Annotated in this window: 22 protein-coding genes and 2 pseudogenes; 11 read left to right on the top strand and 13 right to left on the bottom strand. The window is 41.9% G+C overall.

What is annotated here, in order from left to right; genetic code table 11:
- The first annotated feature begins 66 nt into the window (after positions 1-66).
- A complete protein-coding gene (locus CCS02_RS17625) occupies positions 67-795 on the top strand; it encodes a DUF1826 domain-containing protein (protein WP_232728912.1) in 729 nt (242 codons plus the stop codon).
- A gap of 39 nt (positions 796-834) precedes the next feature.
- On the opposite strand, the gene CCS02_RS17620 is transcribed toward CCS02_RS17625, so the two are convergent.
- From CCS02_RS17620 to CCS02_RS17610, 3 genes are all read right to left on the bottom strand, one after another.
- Entirely contained in the window at positions 835-1,560 is a 726-nt protein-coding gene (locus tag CCS02_RS17620) for an SDR family NAD(P)-dependent oxidoreductase (protein WP_100187913.1), read from the bottom strand.
- Between the two features lie 38 nt (positions 1,561-1,598).
- On the bottom strand, positions 1,599-1,991 hold the full coding sequence (locus tag CCS02_RS17615; RefSeq protein WP_072840358.1) for a thiol-disulfide oxidoreductase DCC family protein: 393 nt from the start codon (positions 1,989-1,991) through the stop codon (positions 1,599-1,601).
- 94 nt (positions 1,992-2,085) lie between these two features.
- Complete coding sequence (locus CCS02_RS17610; RefSeq protein ID WP_100637314.1) at positions 2,086-2,529, bottom strand: DUF3429 domain-containing protein; 444 nt, start codon at positions 2,527-2,529, stop codon at positions 2,086-2,088.
- Positions 2,530-2,875: 346 nt separating this feature from the next.
- Between CCS02_RS17610 and CCS02_RS17605 the strand changes: the two genes are divergently transcribed.
- A complete protein-coding gene (locus CCS02_RS17605) occupies positions 2,876-4,252 on the top strand; it encodes a glycine--tRNA ligase (RefSeq protein WP_072840356.1) in 1,377 nt (458 codons plus the stop codon).
- A gap of 100 nt (positions 4,253-4,352) precedes the next feature.
- Here CCS02_RS17605 and CCS02_RS17600 read toward each other — a convergent pair whose 3' ends face one another.
- Positions 4,353-6,545 carry a TonB-dependent receptor domain-containing protein gene (locus CCS02_RS17600; protein ID WP_100637313.1) on the bottom strand — a complete coding sequence of 731 codons (2,193 nt, stop codon included), beginning with the start codon at positions 6,543-6,545 and terminating at the stop codon, positions 4,353-4,355.
- Positions 6,546-6,801: 256 nt separating this feature from the next.
- Between CCS02_RS17600 and CCS02_RS17595 the strand changes: the two genes are divergently transcribed.
- Positions 6,802-7,695, top strand: coding sequence for a LysR family transcriptional regulator (locus CCS02_RS17595; RefSeq protein WP_100187909.1), 894 nt, complete (start codon positions 6,802-6,804; stop codon positions 7,693-7,695).
- A gap of 96 nt (positions 7,696-7,791) precedes the next feature.
- Here CCS02_RS17595 and CCS02_RS17590 read toward each other — a convergent pair whose 3' ends face one another.
- Positions 7,792-8,886 carry an MBL fold metallo-hydrolase gene (locus tag CCS02_RS17590; RefSeq protein ID WP_100187908.1) on the bottom strand — a complete coding sequence of 365 codons (1,095 nt, stop codon included), beginning with the start codon at positions 8,884-8,886 and terminating at the stop codon, positions 7,792-7,794.
- A 123-nt stretch (positions 8,887-9,009) separates the two neighbouring features.
- Between CCS02_RS17590 and CCS02_RS17585 the strand changes: the two genes are divergently transcribed.
- Both CCS02_RS17585 and CCS02_RS17580 read left to right on the top strand, forming a co-directional pair.
- Entirely contained in the window at positions 9,010-9,702 is a 693-nt protein-coding gene (locus CCS02_RS17585; protein ID WP_100187907.1) for a helix-turn-helix transcriptional regulator, read from the top strand.
- A gap of 115 nt (positions 9,703-9,817) precedes the next feature.
- On the top strand, positions 9,818-10,252 hold the full coding sequence (locus tag CCS02_RS17580; protein ID WP_100637312.1) for a GFA family protein: 435 nt from the start codon (positions 9,818-9,820) through the stop codon (positions 10,250-10,252).
- Positions 10,253-10,422: 170 nt separating this feature from the next.
- Here CCS02_RS17580 and CCS02_RS17575 read toward each other — a convergent pair whose 3' ends face one another.
- Entirely contained in the window at positions 10,423-11,763 is a 1,341-nt protein-coding gene (locus tag CCS02_RS17575) for a Na+/H+ antiporter family protein (protein ID WP_100187968.1), read from the bottom strand.
- Between the two features lie 399 nt (positions 11,764-12,162).
- Between CCS02_RS17575 and CCS02_RS17570 the strand changes: the two genes are divergently transcribed.
- On the top strand, positions 12,163-12,693 hold the full coding sequence (locus CCS02_RS17570; protein ID WP_100637311.1) for a GNAT family N-acetyltransferase: 531 nt from the start codon (positions 12,163-12,165) through the stop codon (positions 12,691-12,693).
- A gap of 73 nt (positions 12,694-12,766) precedes the next feature.
- Here CCS02_RS17570 and CCS02_RS17565 read toward each other — a convergent pair whose 3' ends face one another.
- Both CCS02_RS17565 and CCS02_RS17560 read right to left on the bottom strand, forming a co-directional pair.
- Positions 12,767-13,063, bottom strand: coding sequence for a type II toxin-antitoxin system RelE/ParE family toxin (locus CCS02_RS17565; RefSeq protein ID WP_072840349.1), 297 nt, complete (start codon positions 13,061-13,063; stop codon positions 12,767-12,769).
- On the bottom strand, positions 13,063-13,317 hold the full coding sequence (locus tag CCS02_RS17560) for a type II toxin-antitoxin system ParD family antitoxin (RefSeq protein WP_072840456.1): 255 nt from the start codon (positions 13,315-13,317) through the stop codon (positions 13,063-13,065). Before CCS02_RS17560 ends, CCS02_RS17565 begins: the two co-directional genes overlap by 1 nt.
- Before the next feature lie 383 nt (positions 13,318-13,700).
- Here CCS02_RS17560 and CCS02_RS17555 point away from each other — a divergent pair, with 383 nt between their 5' ends.
- Genes CCS02_RS17555 through CCS02_RS17545 form a run of 3 tightly spaced genes read left to right on the top strand, consistent with a single transcriptional unit; the run spans position 13,701 to position 14,459 of the window.
- A complete protein-coding gene (locus CCS02_RS17555; RefSeq protein ID WP_072840348.1) occupies positions 13,701-13,943 on the top strand; it encodes a type II toxin-antitoxin system Phd/YefM family antitoxin in 243 nt (80 codons plus the stop codon).
- Between the two features lie 17 nt (positions 13,944-13,960).
- Positions 13,961-14,260, top strand: a complete 300-nt coding sequence (locus CCS02_RS17550) for a type II toxin-antitoxin system RelE/ParE family toxin (protein ID WP_232728906.1) — start codon at positions 13,961-13,963, stop codon at positions 14,258-14,260.
- 13 nt (positions 14,261-14,273) lie between these two features.
- Positions 14,274-14,459 carry a hypothetical protein gene (locus CCS02_RS17545; RefSeq protein WP_198515415.1) on the top strand — a complete coding sequence of 62 codons (186 nt, stop codon included), beginning with the start codon at positions 14,274-14,276 and terminating at the stop codon, positions 14,457-14,459.
- 16 nt (positions 14,460-14,475) lie between these two features.
- Here CCS02_RS17545 and CCS02_RS17540 read toward each other — a convergent pair whose 3' ends face one another.
- The 3 genes and pseudogenes from CCS02_RS17540 to zapE form a co-directional block, all read right to left on the bottom strand.
- Positions 14,476-14,688 (bottom strand): hypothetical protein, encoded by a 213-nt coding sequence (locus tag CCS02_RS17540; protein WP_232617220.1) that lies wholly within the window; start codon positions 14,686-14,688, stop codon positions 14,476-14,478.
- A pseudogene (locus CCS02_RS22570) lies at positions 14,652-14,831 on the bottom strand (IS91 family transposase); the annotation flags it as partial. The pseudogene CCS02_RS22570 and the gene CCS02_RS17540, both read right to left, overlap by 37 nt.
- Before the next feature lie 9 nt (positions 14,832-14,840).
- Positions 14,841-16,328, bottom strand: a complete 1,488-nt coding sequence (zapE, locus tag CCS02_RS17530) for a cell division protein ZapE (protein ID WP_198515414.1) — start codon at positions 16,326-16,328, stop codon at positions 14,841-14,843.
- Positions 16,329-16,741: 413 nt separating this feature from the next.
- Here zapE and CCS02_RS17525 point away from each other — a divergent pair.
- Positions 16,742-16,945: pseudogene (locus tag CCS02_RS17525) on the top strand (type II toxin-antitoxin system RelE/ParE family toxin); the annotation flags it as partial.
- A 215-nt stretch (positions 16,946-17,160) separates the two neighbouring features.
- Here CCS02_RS17525 and CCS02_RS17515 read toward each other — a convergent pair.
- Positions 17,161-17,940: a HalD/BesD family halogenase gene (locus tag CCS02_RS17515; RefSeq protein WP_100637310.1), complete on the bottom strand. Its 780-nt coding sequence runs from the start codon at positions 17,938-17,940 to the stop codon at positions 17,161-17,163.
- A 171-nt stretch (positions 17,941-18,111) separates the two neighbouring features.
- Between CCS02_RS17515 and CCS02_RS17510 the strand changes: the two genes are divergently transcribed.
- Positions 18,112-19,002, top strand: a complete 891-nt coding sequence (locus CCS02_RS17510; protein ID WP_100637309.1) for a LysR substrate-binding domain-containing protein — start codon at positions 18,112-18,114, stop codon at positions 19,000-19,002.
- A 1-nt stretch (position 19,003) separates the two neighbouring features.
- On the opposite strand, the gene CCS02_RS17505 is transcribed toward CCS02_RS17510, so the two are convergent.
- Positions 19,004-20,239 carry a hypothetical protein gene (locus CCS02_RS17505; RefSeq protein WP_100637308.1) on the bottom strand — a complete coding sequence of 412 codons (1,236 nt, stop codon included), beginning with the start codon at positions 20,237-20,239 and terminating at the stop codon, positions 19,004-19,006.
- Between the last annotated feature and the right edge of the window lie 150 nt (positions 20,240-20,389).

Here is a 20,389-nt window from a genome sequence, read left to right as displayed (position 1 = left end):
TAACGTAACATATTTGTTTTTGATGTTATTAGTCTGTCTGCATTTTTAGAGGAAGTTATCTTGAAGGTGAATCTTAGTTTACAAAAAATGTCGCAATCGGTTGATTTAACGAATATTGATCTCAACTTCGTTGATACAGAACGAATGGATCAAATTAGTTTAGATAAAAATCCGCGATTAATGGGGGTGGTGAGATCCTCTCATCAAGACGTTTTTGCTGATATTTATCAAAACAACATTAGTATGGCGATTTGGCAAAGGCCGCTTGGTCTGTTGTCGCAATATGCAGAATCTTTATTAGTATCTGCGCCGAATTTTGTTTTCAAATCTCAAGGAAATTCAGCCCAACTTAACACCACGTTAACTAAGCTTCTGCCTGAGGCTCAAAATAAAGCCTTGTTTGTGGAAGACGTGACGTTATTGGTCGACATGTTTGCGTGTTTATTTGACCTTAAAGAAGTCGGTTTGCGCCTAAATGTGCTCTCCAACGCTATGTGCCCGCGTTTTCATGTGGATAAAATTCCCTGTCGATTGGTATCAACTTATGTCGGAAGCGGTAGTGAATGGCTACATGAGGCTCATGTGATAAGAGATCGCTTGGGGTTAGGCGGTCATGTGGCGGATCACGATAGTGGCCTGCACGAAAAAGGGCGTATTAATGAATTAAAGGCGGGTGATGTGGCGTTAATGAAAGGTGACGAATGGCCAACGTCATTAGGCCGAGGAGTGGTTCATCGTTCGCCTTCGGCAAGCCTTGAGAATAAGCGATTGTTTTTAAGCTTGGACATGATTTAACAAATCACCTACTTCTTCCTTGAGTGGTGTTTGAAAAAATCACCATTCAATCGGTTGGTTATTCCAATCAAGATAAGCCGCTTTGTTATCCATGGTGACACTTCCCATGATGTATAAAAGTTGAGTCGCTACAAAGTCTGCAGTGAAGAGTTTGTCTTTCGGCACCGATCGTTGGAAAGGTTTAGAAAGTGGTGTGTCTGTAGTGCCTGGGTGAAAAGCGATGAGCTTAACGTTTTTTGCTCTTCTGGCGTATTCCACGGAACTGGTTTGAATCAGCATATTCAATGCCGCTTTTGAGGCTCGATAGCTGTACCAGCCGCCGGTTTTATTATCCGAAATGCTGCCAATTCGAGCACTAAATAACGCCACTTGAGTAGCTTGTTCACCTTGTAAAATGGGTAATAGCTGGCTCAACCACAGCATGGGAATAATAGTGTTGGTGTGAAATATAGCTTCTAGCTGAGAGGCTCTGATTTCTTCTAACTTTCTTTCTGGCATCATGCTGTTGTTGTGTAATATGCCATTGCAAATCAATACTTTGCTTATCTTTCCAGAATAGGCGGAAAGGCTTTTACAGATCTGCTGAATACTGTCTTCACTATAATCAGACTCTAGCCATTGTGTTTTTGTGGCGGTTTCAGAGTTTGGTAAGGATCGACTGACGGCAAATACGCCAAGGCAGTCTTTATCCGCTTCGAACTGTTGTATCGCTGCTTGTGCAATCGCACTACTCGCACCAATCACCAAGGCATAAAAGGATGACATACTAAGACTCCGAGAATAGGCAAAATAAACTAGATGGTTTACAGGTCGCAGCGGTCTTTTAAACAGGATTCACAACGCGGTTTTCCTGTTACAAAAGATGATATTTGGTGGCGGTAGCGCGCAAAGAATTTGTAGCCCATGTCCGCAAAAAAACGAATTACCGGCCAGCGGAGCGTTTGCATCCATTTGTGTTTTCCGACCAATTTCCAAGCAAGGCAGGTTACGTCTAATCCTTTGATGATTTTTCCATTGGCGAGTTGGCCATGCAGTAATCTATCAGCTTCGACCTTATCAATATAAGGGAACCTCTCACTGAAATTCTTAGCGTGAATGTCTTCTAGCTGCAGTTTTTTTTGCGTATCTAATGACTGTAATGTTTGCATTTCAGCGGCGCAAAGAGGGCAATGGCCATCGTAGAAGATTGTTAGCATGTATCATTACTCTTTTAGTGTGGTTATCGAGTAATGATACGTAGCGAAGAGAGAGTTAGATCAGTTTGTTATTGCAGGTTTCGCGATGGCAGGCTTAATAGTGTGGATACAGAACCAGCAAATGCATAATAGAGGTAACCGACGTTAAACCAAAATTTAGCGAGGTGTAATACGGCTTTGCATTATTGGCTTGCTTTAACCAACGAGCATCAACCCAGAAAATAGTTATTAGGCTGAGTAACAAAAGTACAACCGACAGTTCTGGTGTTTTTAACAGCAGGGAAACCCAAGCGCCGAATACGGTTGCAAAAGAGCAGATAAGTAGTTTTGCGCCGTTACGACTTTCAGGTAATTCTATTAATCGTCCCCACATTGTTCCGCCAATAAAGCTAACAATAACAGCTGCATAAGCTGCAAAAAGTGTCACTCCAGATTTACCAAGGAAGCTACCGTTAGTTAGGCTCAAATACGTCGCAAAGAGAAATGGAAAAATACCCAATATTGCTAATGTAGCCACTACTGGCTTATAAGAACGCATGCCGTTACCTTTAAATAAATGCTATATGTAAATGAGAATATGTAAACAATACGAATTATCTAACAAAATGGACTTTAAAACAGCAATCCAGTTCCTTATTTTGTCCTATTTTTGTGCATAAAAGTGTAAAGATTTTTGTTATGGCCATTTGGCTGGGATATGCAGGTGTTATCTTGCCTGCCGGTTTTTGAAAAAGGGTAAAGAATACTTATTCATTGCTTGCGTGGAATCGCCATTGAGCGAAATAGGGTCAACGAGTACAATGGACGGCTATTATTACTTGAACATGATGCCAGATTGGCTTTTATGTCCTCATTAACGAATTTTGCTTAAGGTGTGTTTAGAAATGCCAGCTAAAACAATGGATGAACTCGTCTCCCTATGTAAACGTCGCGGATTTATTTTCCAAGGCAGTGAAATCTACGGTGGTATGCAAGGTGCTTACGATTACGGTCCGCTAGGTATTGAATTAAAAAACAACCTAAAAGCCGCTTGGTGGCGTTCAATGGTTTATGAGCGTGACGATGTAGAAGGTTTGGATGCTGCGATTATCCAAAACAAATACGTCTATAAATATTCTGGCCACGAAGATACCTTTACTGACCCAATGGTTGACTGCCACGAGTGTAAGTCTCGTATGCGCGCTGACCACATGAAAGACATCAAAGTATGCGATAACTGTGGTTCTACCAATGTTACTCCGCCTCGTGATTTTAACTTGATGTTCAAAACCAACGTTGGCCCAATGGTGAACGAAGAGTCTTACACTTACCTTCGTCCAGAAACCGCACAAGGTATCTTCACTAACTTCAAAAACGTTGTTGATTCGACTTCTCGCACTTTGCCATTTGGTATCGCGCAGATCGGTAAATCATTCCGTAACGAAATTACTCCGCGTAACTTCATCTTCCGTGTTCGTGAATTCGAACAAATGGAATTAGAATTCTTTTGTAAGCCAGGTGAAGATGAAAAATGGCATGAATTCTGGGTTAATGCTCGTAAACAATGGTGGTTGGATCAAGGTCTAGCAGAAGAGAATATCCAGTTTGAATATGTGACTGGCGATGACTTAGCTCATTATTCAAAATCTACTGTGGATATCTTGTACAAGTTTCCACATGGTTTTGAAGAATTAGAAGGCGTTGCTAACCGTACAGACTACGATCTAGGTTCTCACACCAAAGCACAAGAAGAGTTCGGTCTTTCTGCGAAAGTGAAAAAGAACGAGCATTCAACGGCTAAGTTGGCGATTCGCGATCTTGAAGAAAATAAATGGGAAGTGCCTTTCTGTATTGAACCTTCTGCTGGTCTAGACCGTGGTCTATTGGCTGTAATGACAGAAGCTTATACGGAAGAAGAGCTACCAAACGGCACTTCTCGTACTGTACTTAAGTTCAAACCGCACCTAGCGCCTATCAAAGTGGCTATTATGCCGCTTAAGAAGAACAAGCCAGAAATCGTTGCTCTTGCTAAAGAATTGAAAAACAAGCTTCAGAAGCTTGGCCTTGGTCGTATTCTTTATGAAAACACCGGTAACGTAGGTAAAGGCTACCGTCGTCATGACGAAGTGGGTACGCCAATCTGTGTGACTGTCGACTTCGACTCTATCGAGCAAGAAGGCGCACCAGTAACCGTTCGTGATCGTGACACTATGGAACAGATTGTTGTGAACGCGGCAGATCTTCCAGCTTACGTGATTAACTACTTCATCAACCAAAACTAATTTGGTTTGAGATAAGTTTGATGTACTAGTCAAATTTATGAATAAAAAGCCGTTACGATGGAAATCGTAACGGCTTTTTTGTTTTGAAAGGACAGTTTTATTAGAAATTGTAAGTTGCGGCGACCATTACAGTACGGCCTTGGATAATACCTCCTGTTGTACTTCTGCCACTTTGGAAATATTCACCTACATAAGCTACGTCGCCGTTGGTATTTGTGTACGTTTCAAATTTAGCAAAATCTTTATCTAGCAAGTTGTTTATACTTGCATTAACAACGAGTGCTTCTGATACTTTATAAGCGCCACCTAAATTGAACACTGTATAAGATTTTAAGTTGCCTGCGGCTTCATAAGCAAGCTTATCATTTCCGGTTAGATTTGATGATAAGCCTGTAAATCGTTGAGCATCGCCACGGTATTCACCGCGTAGCCACAAGTTCAGTTTTTCGTTAGCTGTCCAGCGTAAACTGGCGTTGGCCATATGCTTGGGAGTATTACCTAATTTGCCGTTTTTCTTGCCTGCTTCTGTAATTTCACTGTCTGTCCAAGTGTAATTAAGTCCTAGATTCCAATCCTTAATTAACTCGAAGTTGGCAGCTAGTTCTGCTCCCCATGTTTTGGCTTCATCAATGTTAATGTCATAAGTCGCGGTGGGATTGACTGAGCAGCTAGAAATGGCGTTAACGGTACAATCACCGCCGCTACTAATTCGATCTTTAATCTGATTATGGAAAAGCGTAGCTGATGCCGTGGTTCCTCTATGGTTATCGAAAAGAACACCTATCTCTGTATTAGTGCTAATTTCTGGCTCAAGGTTAGGGTTACCTATAGTTATATTAGTGCCTTGACCGCTAACACCACTCACGCCGTTAGACAGTTGTTCTAGACGAGGGACACGGAAGCCTTGGTTGATGCCACCTTTAAGAGTTAAGTTATCAGTACTGTTCCAAACTAAGTAAACACGAGGGCTAAAGTTACCACCAAATGCATCATGATCATCGTAACGACCACCCAGTGTCATCGCAACCGTATCGGTAATGGACCATTCGTCTTCAAGGAATACCGCTAACATGGTCTGATCGAGTGTATTTGGTATCAACCCATCCTTTAATTCAGCATCCCAATATTGTCCGCCAAGTGTTATCACATGAGAATCTGAGGAATAATTGACGTATTTGGTATCCAATACTGTGTTCGTGGTCTCTAACAGGCGATCATCGCCAATAATAATATTAGGGAAACCTGTAAAAGCATTGCCAATATCGGCATATTTACCAGGAATAGTGCGTCCTAATGTTTCAGTTTTACTGACACTTAGACTTGTTTCCAACTTGCTGTCAGAGAATCGACGAGTGTGTCCAACGGCAACTTGGTCTCGATTAAAACTGAGTTCATCTTTATAACCGGGCAATGTGCCAGAGCCGTTTTCAAGAATGGTAGCGTCTCGACCTCCTAGTCGACCATCGTCGTTATTGTAATGCGTTTTTGCTGTATCTAGGTCTAACCATATGTCGTTATTGGTGTTTGTAGTTAATGTAAAAAGAGCTCCAATATTGTATTGTTGTGTTTCTGCTGGCGCTGGATTACGGCCGCTTTTTGATGCCCCTGGTGCTAAGATCCAATCTGATGCTTCGCGATTATAAATGCTACCGCGAACTGCAACTCCTAATTTATTGTCAATTATTGGACTGGTCACGTACAGATCTGTTTTTTGAGAGGCTCCCCATTTAGAATCTTCTGGTAACCCCATCTCTATGCGTATAGAGCCGCTTGGTTCTGCCGCTATTTTTCTTGTAATGATATTGACTACGCCGCCTATAGCATCTGAGCCGTATAGGGTCGACATCGGGCCGCGAATTACTTCAATCCGCTCAATAGAGGAAATCGGGGGCATAAAGCTTGTTAACGCAGCACCGAATCCATTTGGAGTGACGCTACCTGCAACGTTTTGGCGGCGGCCATCAATCAATATCAAGGTGTAGTCACTCGGCATGCCGCGTATACTGATATCTAACCCACCTGTTTTTCCTGTTCCTCCGCGTACATCAACTCCCTCTACATCAGCTAATGCTTCTGCTAAGTCACGAAATTGCTTGGTTTCTAAGTCTGCGCGAGTCACAACAGATATGCTTGCTGGCGCATCAGAAATTTGTTGTTCATAACCAGAAGCAGATACAACCAATTTATCTAGGTCGACAATGCTTTCTTCTGCTAGCAGCGTTGCAGAATACGTTGTGGCGCTGATTAGTGCGGCTAAAGTGGTCAGTTTATAATGGCGAGTTGAAGGGGTCATTATGAACAATTTCTCCGTAGTAGAAGTAGAGTTTATCTCGTATAATTTGTCATACAAAAGATATTAAGAATGCTTATCATTTGTATTATCTGATAATATTCATTTTTTGTGGTGGCACGTTCTGTTCCTCTTTTTGCAACACCTACAAGAGACCTCAAGATCAGCTGGTTTTATGGGGGCCGTATTAAAGCGAACAGAAAAGCAAAATTTGGACTGCATCTTAGGGATGTTTATAGGTAGATCAGGGGAAAAGTGAATGTACGATCTGAACGAAGTTAGGACATTCGTTTCTGTGATGGAAACGGGCAGTCTTAAAGAAAGTGCTCAAAAATTGGGGGTATCTAAGTCTACCCTGAGCCGTCGTATTAGCCATTTGGAACAAGCATTAAATCAGCCGTTATTACGCCGTCAAGCCAATCGGCTTTTCGCTAATGAAGCAGGAATTAAGTTTTTACCTTTTGCAAAAAAAATGCTCAATGTCGCCGATGAAGGTCATAAAGCCGTCGAAGAATTAAAAGATGAAATTAGTGGATCTTTAGTGGTTTATGTTCATACAACCTTGCTTCGAGGTTGGTTTTCTTGGCTAATGTTTGATTTTTTGGATGAGTTTCCTCAAGTTAATATTGAGGTACGTACAGGTAATCAGCTATCTCAAGAGATAAAAAGTAATGATGTTTGCGTTTGGGTGGGGGAGCCTATCAACGATCAACTGCGCTCAGAACAGATAGGCACATTAAGCCAAGGTTTATATGCTAGCGCCGAATATTTAGAGCGAATTGGAATGTTGAAACATCCAAGTGAGCTAAATCAATATGCTTGGGTCGATACGCTTAAAAATGAGCAAAACAACATAGTACTAGAGCATGAAACGCAGGGAGATGTGTCTTTTGATTTACCTAAGTCTCGTCTTACAGTGGATCAATACATACTTCACGCTGAGGCTATTATCCGAGGAAAGGGTGTAGGATTATTGCCACATTATTTTGCTGAAAAACATTTAAAGCGCCATCCTGAAGTGTTTGTCTCTTGTTTACCTGAGTGGAAGGGCAAATCATTACCTGTTTACCTACAATATCCTTTTGGTCATTTACCGAAAAAAATGCACACATTGATTCAATACTTAAGAGAAGAAGCGAAGACCTTTTATTAAGTCTAGAGTGTTAATTCTATTGTCTTGTTAGCAGCACTTTTACTGCCCAAAAACAGAGAGTAAAAGTGCTGAAAAGAACAAAGGCGAATAGAGAAATTAAGGTGTTGTTTGCCACCAAGTCGTTAGAGGGGGCAAATCGTTAATAGAAAAAATACGACCAAATTCAGGTGTACTTAAGGTCACATTTCGACGTTCTGATTCAGCAACCACTCGGTCAAACGGATCATGCCATGTATGAAAAGCCAGATCGAAAGTGCCATTGTGAATCGGCATCATCACTTTTCCTTGTAAGTCGATATGAGCCTGAACGCTTTCTTCTGGCTTCATGTGAATATCGGCCCAGTCTTTATCGTAAGCGCCCGTTTCTATCATAGTGAGGTCAAATGGCCCGTACTTATCGCCCGTTTCTTTAAAACCTGAAAAATAACCAGAGTCGCCACTAAAGAAAATGCTTTCCTGCGGCGTTTTGATGACCCAGGCTCCCCATAAGGTCGCATTGCCATCGCCCATGCCGCGCCCCGAAAAATGCTGAGTAGGCGTAAAGGCTACCAAACCTTGACTGGTTTGAAGTTCCTGCCACCAATCGAAAGTAATAATTTTATTTGCCTCAACGCCCCAATTAACTAAGTCACCATCAACGCCTTTTGGCACCAAAAATTGCTTCGCTTTGGTTAATAAAACCTTGATGCTCGCTTTATCCAAATGATCGTAATGATTATGGGAAATCAACACCTTATCAATAGGCGGTAAGTCTTCTAAACTAATGGGTGGCTGGTGGAATCGTTTTGGGCCAGCAAACTGAAAGGGCGACGCACGATCCGAGAATACAGGATCAATCAGCCAATATTCGCCATACACCTTGAGCAAAATAGAAGAATGCCCAAGCTTAACCAGATGCAGCGTATCATTACTCAGCATATCTAAATCTACTCGGCTAACAGCACGTACCGGAATATTGATGTTTGGCGTAGTATCGACTTTTTTCTCAGTAAAAAAGCGCACCCACAAAGTAGCCGTGTCTGCAAAAGACATAGGCTTACGCGGTGCAGTATTGTGAAACTTAGCGTCTTTATAAGGCGCGGACGTGACTTCCTTGATGGGATTAACTTTGGACATAATGTTCAGGTTAACGATATAAACCGCTAGAACAAGCACAAGAATCAAGGCAAGAAAGAGTTTGATCACAAACATGGAAAAATCACTTTTAGGTTAATAGCAGCTTATAATTTGGGCTTATACTTTAAATTCAACATTAGAACTTAGCTAATAATACGCAAGCATCAAGACTTCAGATCTTTAAATGGGGAAAGTACTTTGGGTGACGGTGATGTAAAACGACTTTCGCGGTTAACCGCGATTGCGACACAATTACAGGCGAAATCGTTAGTTACGGCGACTGAGTTGGCGGCTCGGTTTTCTGTAAGTGTCAGGACGATTTACCGAGACATTCGAGCATTAGAAAGCTCGGGTATCCCTATTTATACAGAAGAAGGTAAAGGCTATCGAATGGTAGACGGCTATCGTTTGCCGCCTATTATGTTTACCGAAAACGAGGCTAATGCTTTGGTGATGGTTGAGCAGTTGGTACTTCATAATAAGGATTCTTCGCTGGTAAAAGATTACTCTGATGCCATTGATAAAATTAAGTCGTCGCTCAATAGTGAGAGCAAAGCGAAGGTTAATCTTCTCTCTGAACGAACGCAATTTAGCCAAATGAAGATGCAAGAGAAAAACAGCGATAATTTATCGACGCTACAATGCGCGTTAACGAACTTTTTTCTCATTGATATCGGCTACACGGATGAAGCCGGTCTATTGACGCAAAGACGTATTGAACCCTTTGCTTTATTAAGCACGAGAAATAGCTGGATACTGGTTGCATGGTGTCGTTTACGACAAGATTTTAGAAACTTCCGCTTAGACAGAATACAAAACCTTGATTTACTCTCCGAAACATTTGCGCCCCACGATATGACGCTAGAAGACTATTTTTGTCGTTATGGTTGATGGTTTCATCGTTATTATAAATAAGTTTTACCCCTGACATAGGGCTGTCATTAGGTGATCATAAAATGTATTGAGACATACATTCAAAAGCTTTTATTTAATGAGGAGTAGCCTAATGCTAAAAGCAAAAGCACAGTGTTTATGTGGCGCGGTGACCATTATGGCCAATCAGATTAATCCAAAATTCACCGTTTGCCACTGTGATTCTTGTCGTGGGTGGAGTGGTGCGCCTTTTTTTGCGGTTCAATGCGGTACTGATGTGATTATTGAAGGTCAAGACCACATCAAAGAGTATGATTCTTCGGCATGGGCTTCACGGAGTTTTTGTGCAGAATGCGGTACGCATTTATTTTATAAGTTGAAAGAAAGCGGCGCTTACAACATGTCGGTAGGTATTTTCTCAAACCTTGATGGTATTGAAATGGACATGCAATATTTCAGCGATCAACGTCCTGATTACTATTGTTTTTCTAATGAAACGAAAGAAATGACTAGAGCAGAAATTATGGCGTATTTTGCTTCTGCTGTTAGTACGACAGCTAAAGAGTGATTTGATAGTGTCACTATTTTTGCTGCTGATAACACCTTCTCTTCTTCGTGTCATTTAGGAAACAAAGCCCCGTCTCTGGGGCTTAATATTGCTGTTGAAAAGGTATTTTGTACTTTAGTTTTTTGTACTTTAGCCTTTTCGTACAGGAGTCAAAGAAGGGGATACATGCCTTACAGAATCATGGCGGCAATCCAAGCAAAGATCATCATGCCGAAGTTAGCGTGCATAAAGGTAGGAATAACCGAATCGCGAACGTGATCATGTTGACCATCGGCATTGAGTCCAGAGGTCGCGCCAAGAGTAATAGTTGAAGCTGGTGAGCCCGCATCACCCAGTGCTGCAGACGCACCCAACAATGCAACCGCCGCCATTGGCGAGAAGCCTAAAGTTAGTGCGAGAGGAATATAAATAGGCGCTAGAATTGGCACACTGGCAAATGAATCACCAAAGCCAATCGTAATAAACAACCCAACAATCAACATGATAGCCGCTGCTAAAGCTTTGTGATCACCGATCATTTCAGCGGAAGCTTGTACCAAAGGTTTGATTTCCCCAGTCGCTTCTAACACACCCGCAAAGCCAGACGCGATGGTAATAATTACCGCAATCTGCACCATCATTCGCATGCCTTCAGTGAAGACATCATCCTGTTGATTCCAACGAAATATGCCTGAAATCGATAGAATCATAAAACCTATCATGGCACCCACAAGCAGCGAATCAAACGTGATTTGGAACACTAAAGTGACTGATATAGCGATTAGTGTCATGACCAGCTGGAAGGGTTTCAACACAGTGTCTTTGGTTTTATCAAGATGCTGCTGAGCCGCTTCATTTGTCGTGTAGTCACGAGGTTTGCGGTAAGAGAAAAATATCGCCACCAACATACCGGCAAGAATGCCCATAACAGGCAAAAACATGGCTTTCGGGACCATGTCAGCCGTTACCGCTAGACCATATGCAGAGCCGACCTCATTGACGTTTGCCAACAAAATTTCATTTAAGAAAATCGCCCCAAAGCCTGTAGGCAGTAATAAATAACTAGAACTTATTGAGCACGCCAAAATACAAGCAATAGCGCGACGGTCAATACGCAGCTTATTAAAAATAACCAAAAGAGGCGGAATCATCACAGGAATAAAAGCGATATGAACTGGTACGGCATTTTGAGATAAGATCGAAGCGACCATGAAAATTCCATAAAGCAGCCACTTCACTTTGTTTTGGTGGCGAGTATCTTCATTGCCCAGCATGCTCACCAACTTTCTAGCGAGCAAATCGAGCACACCGCTGCGAGCAAGAGCAACCGCAAGAGCACCCACCATAATGTAGGTCATACCGACTTGCGAACCGACCAACAAATTGTCATTGATCGCCGCAATGGCTTCTTGAGTGGAAAGCCCACTGTGCAAACCACCCACCAAAGCGGAAGCGATTAGAGCAATAGTGACAGGAACTCGCGCAACACAAAGGAAAATCATCAGTCCAATCGCCAACACCACAGAGTTAATTGGCAAACTACCAGGATTCAGAATTCCAAAGCCCAAGATTAGACACACTACACAGGCAATACCAATCACCTTGAATGGTGGCGTATTAGGCACATTCGTAACTTTTTCGTTCATAGCTTCCACATTTTGTATTTGGGAGGAAAGGTTCAGTGCTTTAGTCACAGCTGAATGCCTTTTAGAGAGAACTATTTTCTGAAGAAAATGAGCGCGACTAATTTAATTTCTAATCGGCCAACTGTAAACGCTTTTGTCTGATTAATGTTCGTCGAGGCTTTTGTTTATTGAATATAGGCAGTTTGGCCGTTTAAAAAATGGAAAGAGTATTAGTGTCATTATTGACTTAAACGAAATAGAAAAATAAGGTGCATCAGAGACAAATGCCACCATTTAAGGACGATCATGCCGATACAGCCAATTACCCAAACCATGTGGGCTGAAATACTAAATATCCAAGCTGAAGCCTATTCAGCAATCGAACCTGAAAGCCTAGAAGTACTGCAAAGCAAATGGCAGCAATCCCCAGACTGCTGTTTTGCCTATTTAGGAGAACGAAGCTGGTTAGAAGAAAAAAGTGAGCTAGAAGAGCAAAGCGGGCAAGAAAAGAACATATTGGGATATTTATTGGCTCATGCTTGGCACGGTGAAACGCCGCCCAAATTATACCAACCTCTACCAGAAGGAAGCCATGGCCCTATATTGTTTCTGCACGACCTAGCACTATCAAAACGTGCCGTGGGAAGGGGAGTGGGCTCTCAAATGGTTAAGCATTTACTTGATACTGCAGTCTCGTCTGGCTTTCAAAAAGCCTTACTGGTTTCTGTACAAGACTCAGTACCATTTTGGCAAAAACACGGCTTTGTTGAAATGACGGATCAACAAGCTAGCGAGAGTTACGGTGAAGATGCCAAAGTCATGATGCGAGCGCTTTAAGGTGTTTGGTCTCATCATCTGGTTCCGCAAAGTGAGCTCGGAGCTTGATTACGTAAACTATCTATAACTGTCGCTAATCAAGAAGTCGTTCGGGGGCGTCCATTTCCTCGTGTAATATACGAACAACAAGTATTTCAGTTTCAAGTACTTGATAAAAAACAGCATGATGTTCAAGTAGTAATCGACGATATCCTGGGAAAACATGGGCATAATTGGTACCGAGAGATGGGTGATTCATTAATTGTTTCATTTCTGTTTCCAACTGATCAATGCAAGTATCTGCTTGATCAACGTCCGATTCTTCACAGGTATAAACCCAAATTCCGATTAGGTCTGATTCTGCCTTCGGTGTAATGCTAAGCCTGAGCATTACTTGGCTGCATCTATTCTTTTGCGACCTGCCGTCTTGATGGCTGATATATCAAGTGGTTTAGATTCTCCGCTCGATTCGCCTTCAACGAGAGCCTGCCTAAGAATGGCAAGATGCTCTTTGGCTTGTTGATCCTTTCTAATTAGATCACGGATATACTCGCTGTCATTGCCAAAATGACCACTTTCGATTTGACTCTTTACCCAATTATTTTGTTGTTCAGTCAGCGTGATTGTTTTTCTATGCATGCCCATAGCTAGAACCCTTAGCTTTAAAAAGTATGACAATATCATACTGTTACTCTAACCGACAAAATACGGCAACGATAGCTGTTGCGATGGCGGCACCTTATACAAGGCGGCCTTTCTCTGCATCTGCCTAGTTTGCTTGCTAGATACCTATTAGGAGAGAATCTTTCTTGTGGGAGCCGCTTCGAGGAAGCTTAGGGACAAACAAAAGAGTAGAAAAACGGCATACTTAAAATCTAGTTATAGTTTGTTAGGTCTTGGCTTTTCTATAGTTCATTGTGCAGAATAAATTCAACAAGGTTTTACTTTTAAAATCGCACGATTCGATCGCTTTAATCGATTCGCACGATAAGCTATACTTTTCATAACTTTGAATGAGGGGTTTTACAATGAACACATTAACGGCAAATGACGCAAAACGAAATTTTGGCGAGCTTCTTTTAAGCGCCCAGCGTGAGCCTGTGATCATTAGTAAAAATAGTAAAGATACAGTTGTTGTTATGTCGATGAAAGACTTCGAAGAACTAGAAGCAATGAAGGTCGATTACCTCAAATACTGTTTTGAATCAGCAAAAAAAGATGTCGACAGCGGTGTCGTGGTTGATGGTGCGACTTTTCTAAACTCTCTTTGATTGTTCACTACACCGATATGCAAAATAAACACTTCAAACTGAGCCTATTGGCTCAAGATCATCTGCTTAAGATAAAAAGCTACACAGTGGAGCATTTTGCCGAACCTCAATGGCGTAAATACAAAGCCACATTACTTTCAGGTTTTCAGACGCTAGCTGATAACCCTGAGTTAGGAAGGCATTGTGATGACATACACCACAATGGTTTTTACTTCCCAGTGGGTAAACATGTTGCGTATTACATCAAAGAAACTGACTCCATCCTTATCGTTGCTGTATTAGGGCGATCTCAACTTCCTCAGAAACACCTTAAGTAATCTTAGTTGTACCTTGATATTGGGTGATGAACATTCGTATTTATCTAAGCTGAAAGACTTACTAACCACAGCGGGTTTCCAAAGCGCTTTATTGATTTCAGTACTATTCTGGCAAAAACACGGTTTTGTTGAAGTGACGAATCAACAAGCGAGCGAGAGCTACGGTGAATATGCCAAAGTCATGATGCTAGCGCTTTAAAACACTCGTAACGTTCCTAATTCACTCGCCCATAAAAGGTTTTGCTTGCCGCTTCGAAAAGTGCAATTCCAGGTTGTGAATTATAGGCGAGAACAGACAGCATACGAGTGGTCTCTCCTTGTGTTGGCGTGACTCGATGGATAGCATTTCGACCACGGAAAAGCACCAAAGCGCCGGGTTCGCTTTTCAACCTTTTTCCGACACTCCAGAGCGGGTAATATAACGGCATAGCCTTTCGAGTTTACTTCTATCCTGTGCGTTGCTCATCATGACACCTGCATGGAGACTGAAACCTGCCACTTTTGTGGCACAGCCTAGTGCAAGCCCTTGCTCTGCCATAGGTGCAGTTGTTTGCAAGGTAAAGACCTTTCGTCATTGCCGTCACCATTCCTTTCCACCCATTTCTACCAACCGAGACGCGGCTCGTCGAAAGGAAAAGGCGAGATCATTGGCGGACGAAAATTGTGCCAGTGACACCCCAATTCGACCCGTCGCCGACCACTCATAATATTTCCCCTCTTTGGTGCGAATCATGGTGGTCGCAAAGGAACTCGAGTTTCCTCCCTTCTCATTGACAATCAATTCTTCATCTCCGTCACTGCTTTCGACTTGCGCTTCAAAATCAACAAACAATTCGTCGAGCGGGACTTGTGCCGCCAGCACCAAGCGGGTGCGAGATTCATAACACGCATCAATGAGGGTCACGAATCGTCGTGCTTCGTTGATGTGATTGGCGTCCAGTTGGGGGACGCGTTCCATGATGATGACCGGAAATCGGCGGCAGAGGGAAATATAATCGGCCGCCCCGAGCGGTTGGTAGCACAACTCGGAAAAGTCAAACCAGGCGCACCGGTCATTCAATCGGGCGACCTGGACGGTGCGACCAAAGAGGACGGGAATGATCTCGGCCTCAGTTCCGGATGCAGTGCCACCAAATATTTCTTCCAACTGCGCCTGCATGCCCCTATTAATACTATTATCGCCATGAACGTCCTTGTTTGACCAAAAATAGGATTGACCATCCGCTCGACTTTCGAGTCGATAATCCTTCTTGGAATCCTCCATGGAAATAATGTCGGACGTGTCTTTCAACATGTCGATGAATGGCAAAAAGAGGGAGCGGTTTATGCCTCCCTTATACAAGGCATCGGGGGCTCGATTCGAGGTGGCCACCATCACGACATTCCAATCCAATAATAGTGAAAACAGTCGCTTCAAAATCATGGCATCTGCAATGTCTGTCACTTGAAATTCATCGAAACAGAGGAGTTGGGCTTCTTGTGCCAATTGTTGCGCAATGATGGGAAGTGCATCACCTCGTGGGTGCTTCTGGTTGTAGATAAAGATTCGATGATGGACGTCTAGCATGAATTCATGAAAGTGGACGCGGCGTTTGGTAATCTTTGTGTGTTTATGGCTGTTATTATTACAGCAAGAATCATCATCAGGAACAGTAACCGACGCGTAAAAGAGATCCATTAAAAAGCTTTTGCCGACCCCGACCGGTCCATAAATGTACATGCCTCGCGGTGGTGTACCAAAAAACCACAAATGGAACTTCTTTCGAAGAAAGGACTGGGCGGATGCCAGAGATCGCGCCAGTAACAGTGGATTGCTGCTTGTAGCGCTGCTCTCTGTCGGATCGTCGATGCGTACGGGTACTGGTGGGAGCAAGGCAAGAGACTCGTGCAGGGCATCGAATTTTGCCGCCAGAGCGACTTGCGCGTCATCTCGTCGCACCTCCCCCGCGTCCACTTTGAGTTCATAAGCCGCTGCCACGGGTCCTGTCGAGAAGCACCGCCGAGCGACGCGATGTTGTGCTATTCTTTTCTTCATCATCATGATTGTCTTCATCGTTTTCGTCTTCATCGATTTATCTTGTCCCGTGTGGCGCTGAGGCGGCGTCACAAACCTAAGTTGATTGTGTTTGTGTTCATAGTTATACCAGCGCGTAAACGTTAACACCCACCGCCTGCCTCTTCTAGACTTTTGTACCCATGAGAAGCCCCATCCGGGCGTTTTAAACAGTGATCCAGCAAAAAGGTTGTCGTTACCCGCTCTGGGGCAACTGTATGATGTCGTTACGCCCAGTTCATACGCTTTTGCTCGCGAGTTTGGCGAGTTTGGGGTCAGATCAAAAACTAATCATTTTGGCGAATCATGTGATGCTTTATTGACTAATGCTCATTGTCATCATGTGACATTGTGTTTCTAGTTTCTTGATCTGACCCCAACACTTATTGGTGTTCCTCTTTAGGTTTTGATCTTTTAAACCTCAATGGCGTAAATACAAAGCCACATTACTTTCAGGTTTTCAGACGCTAGCTGATAACCCTGAGTTAGGAAGGCCTTGTGATGACATACACCACAATGGTTTTTACTTCCCAGTGGGTAAACATGTTGCGTATTACATCAAAGAAACTGACTCCATCCTTATCGTTGCTGTATTAGGGCGATCTCAACTTCCTCAGAAACACCTTAAGTAATCTTAGTTGTATCTTGATTTTGGGTGATGAACATTCGTATTTATCTAAGCTGAAAGACTGACTAACCACAGCGGGTTTCCAAAGCGCTTTATTGATTTCAGTACTATTCTGGCAAAAACATGGCTTTGTTGAAGTGACGAATCAACAAGCAAACGAGAGTTACGGCGAAGATGCCAAAGTCATGATGCGAGCGCTTTAAAGCGCTCGTAACGTTCCTAATTCACTCGACCATAAAAGGTTTTGCTTGCCGCTTCGGAAAGTGCAATTCCAGGTTGTGAATTATAGGCGAGAACAGCCAACATACGAGTGGTATCGCCTTGTGTTGGTGTGACTCGGTGAATGGCATTTCGACCACGGAAAAGCACCAAAGCACCTGGTTCGATTGCCAATTTTTTGACTTTTTTCTGTCCCGCGAGAACTTCACTAACACCGCTATAATTCATCTCGCCAGCATCGGCGTCACGCATGTTTTCAATGTATTCAAACACACCGCCGCCCTTAGGCTTTTGAATTAACAAAGTAATGGCAAATGACGAGTTATCGAAATGCCAGCCCAACTCTTGGCCTTCGCTGGCGTAATGCAAATTGATAGAAGAAAGATTATCGGCGTAGTTATACAGCGCCTCTTCATCTAACACATTAGCAAGAAAGGCTCGAAATACAGCCGAATCATAAAGCCGTCGTAATGGCGAATCGCCATCAATTTGATCGTCCGTAATACAGCCTTTAGACGAAATGACCTGTTTGTTTCTCGCATGATCAGCGTCATAACTTGGATCGACATTCGTTAAGTAAACGTTATGGGTGGACTTCGTATACCAAGCAAGATTCTTCTTCATCTCGCCTTCCTCAATAACGGCTTGAATCGCCTTATGATTTAGGAAATCAGGCAAGACCAAAGCCCCGTTTTCTGCCAAAGTCTTTTTACAATCTTCTCTAAAGTCATTATCTTCAATAGGGTAAGTTGTCTCATTAATAATATTGCATAACGACATTAGTGTTCCCCTTTAGTTTTTGATCTTTTATATTGCCAAGGATATCGTCCAGATTAATGAAGTTAGCAAAACAGTTAAATCAATATTTTATACACTCATCATTAATTTTTGCTTAACAATAATGTTAATAAGTGACCACGTTTTGCACAGCCTTCATTCTACGAGAGCATCATGTTAAAACTGCCTAACCTGAATAGCTTAATCACTTTTATAACCGCAGCGCACACAGGCAACTTTGCGAAAACGGCAAAAGCCTTGTGCATAACGCCAGCGGCCGTCAGTCAACAAATAAAACAGCTAGAATCTCATCTAGACACAACGCTGTTTGAACGCTCAAAACTGGGTGTGGAACTGACTCAGGCAGGTCAGCAATACCTATACTTTGCCAACCAAGCGATTGAAAGCCTGCAACGTGGACAAGCCAGCCTAGACCAATTAAAGCAGCAAAGGATTTTTACACTGCACACATTACCCTCAGTTGCTAGCTTATGGTTAATGCCCAAAGTACTGCACATAATGGAACAACACCCAGACCTAGAAATACGAGTGGAAGCCAGCCATACATCGGTAGACTTCAACTTGAGCCGCTGTGATGCAAGCATCAGCTTTGGTAAACAAGACAAATCACTAAACCACGATTTTCTATTCCAAGACGAAGTACACCTCGTCGCCAGTCCATCACTCGTTAACGGAATAGCGCAGGGGGATTTAGATGCATTACTTGAAAAACCAATGATCCATATCGACTGGGGCGACGAGAATCCATACCTACCCAACTGGCAAGACTGGCTAACCGCCGCAGGTTACCGCAACAGAAAACCCAACAAAGGCCCACAATTCAACCTCTCCAGCATGGCGATCGACGCCGCCATACAAGGCAAAGGCCTACTACTCGGCCAAGGACTCTTCATCCAAAACGCCCTGAAAACAGGGCAACTCATCACACTCAGCCCAATCACACTTCCCCTAAGAAAAGCCTACTACCTCATCTATCCAGATAGAACCAAAAACAAAGACGGAGCGATGAGACTGATAGAGCGGTTGAAGAAATCCGCAGCATAAGCTATTTCTTATTCAGGAGTAATTTAAATACATCAAAAACCAAACTTTTAGTTTCAGGTGCTAATTTTTCAGAAAATGAAAAAATCGCCATCAAACACCAAATACTATAAATAACTGGAAGCATGTTTTTTATTTCAGGAGGGATTTCTGGTTTGTATATCCATATCACTACTGTCCATACTATTAATGGGATGGATATGATTGTTGTCATTGAAAGTACTGAAAGTAATCGTTTTAAATTGCTTGATTTTTTTGATTTTTCTTCTGATTGAAAAAAATTGATAGGGATTTTGTTTAGGTCTGAATAGTTCCCTGATAGAAATGTGTTCAGAAGTGATTCTGTTTTTCTTTGTAACATTTTTTTAGAGTTACTTTCTGGAAGTAAAATATATAGTTTTAAGCTTTCTACATACTTCGATGAAGCCAAAAAATGATCTTCTATGTGTGTGCTTAAAGGACCTGTAGTCTCAAAATACAGATTCATTTTTTTAACTAACTTTGATAAATTATCTAATCTTTTGATAAGTTTCTTCTTTGTTTCAAATTTTGTATTTTTCTGATCATATTTTTTAATTTCAGTTAATAGAAATATTAATTCATAAATTATTTTATATGGGGTTAAGTGTGATTTATTACCTTTTTTACTAATTGAATTTGAAATAAAGATGAAAAACATTAACATTAAAATAGATGGTACGATTGAGAATAACGCTCCAGGTATAAATAACCAAATAAATAGTAATTTTTCAAGAGTGGAATCTGAAAATATTTCATAGCTAAATAAAAAAATAAGCGGTATTAGGAACGTGAAATAGTTTAATGAAAATGTATATGAGTAATAGGTGAAATTCTTTTTTACGGGTTTTATATCATTAGTAAATCTAGCGGATGCTATAAATGGCATTACTAAAGTATATAAAGGCACCGATAGAGAAACAAATAAGCTAGAGAATTTTACATATATATGAGAGCTAATATAATCTCTTTTTGAAAGAGCGCTTCGGATAAAAGGTTCTGATTCTACTAGAAAGTCATAATAAAATGAAATATAAGCTGGCACAGTAGCGAAGAGCGTTATAGCAGTGAACGTGACAATGCAGAAGTCAGATACATCCAAAAGATCATACTTTCTGGCAGAGTCCTCAATATAATTTTGGGTTTCTTCAGTGACTTCAATTATTAAATTAGAAGTGCTTTTTAACTTTTTATAAACATCAGCCAGCTTTTCTTTTTCCATTTTATATGATAGTCCTAAGTTTAAAGTTTTTCAGGCAGTTATTCGTTTTTTTTGCTTCTAGTGTTAGAGTTTTTATTAATAGTAAAAGACTTTTGAATTGGCTACCAGTGTTTAATTTGCCAACCTCGATGTCTTCCTTAAGGACGCCTC

The sequence above is a fragment of the Marinomonas sp. ef1 genome, assembly GCF_002806845.1.
GTDB classification, from domain to species: domain Bacteria; phylum Pseudomonadota; class Gammaproteobacteria; order Pseudomonadales; family Marinomonadaceae; genus Marinomonas; species Marinomonas polaris.
Note: the sequence above shows the minus strand (reverse complement) of the source record. Positions and strands in the feature narration are given on the sequence as shown.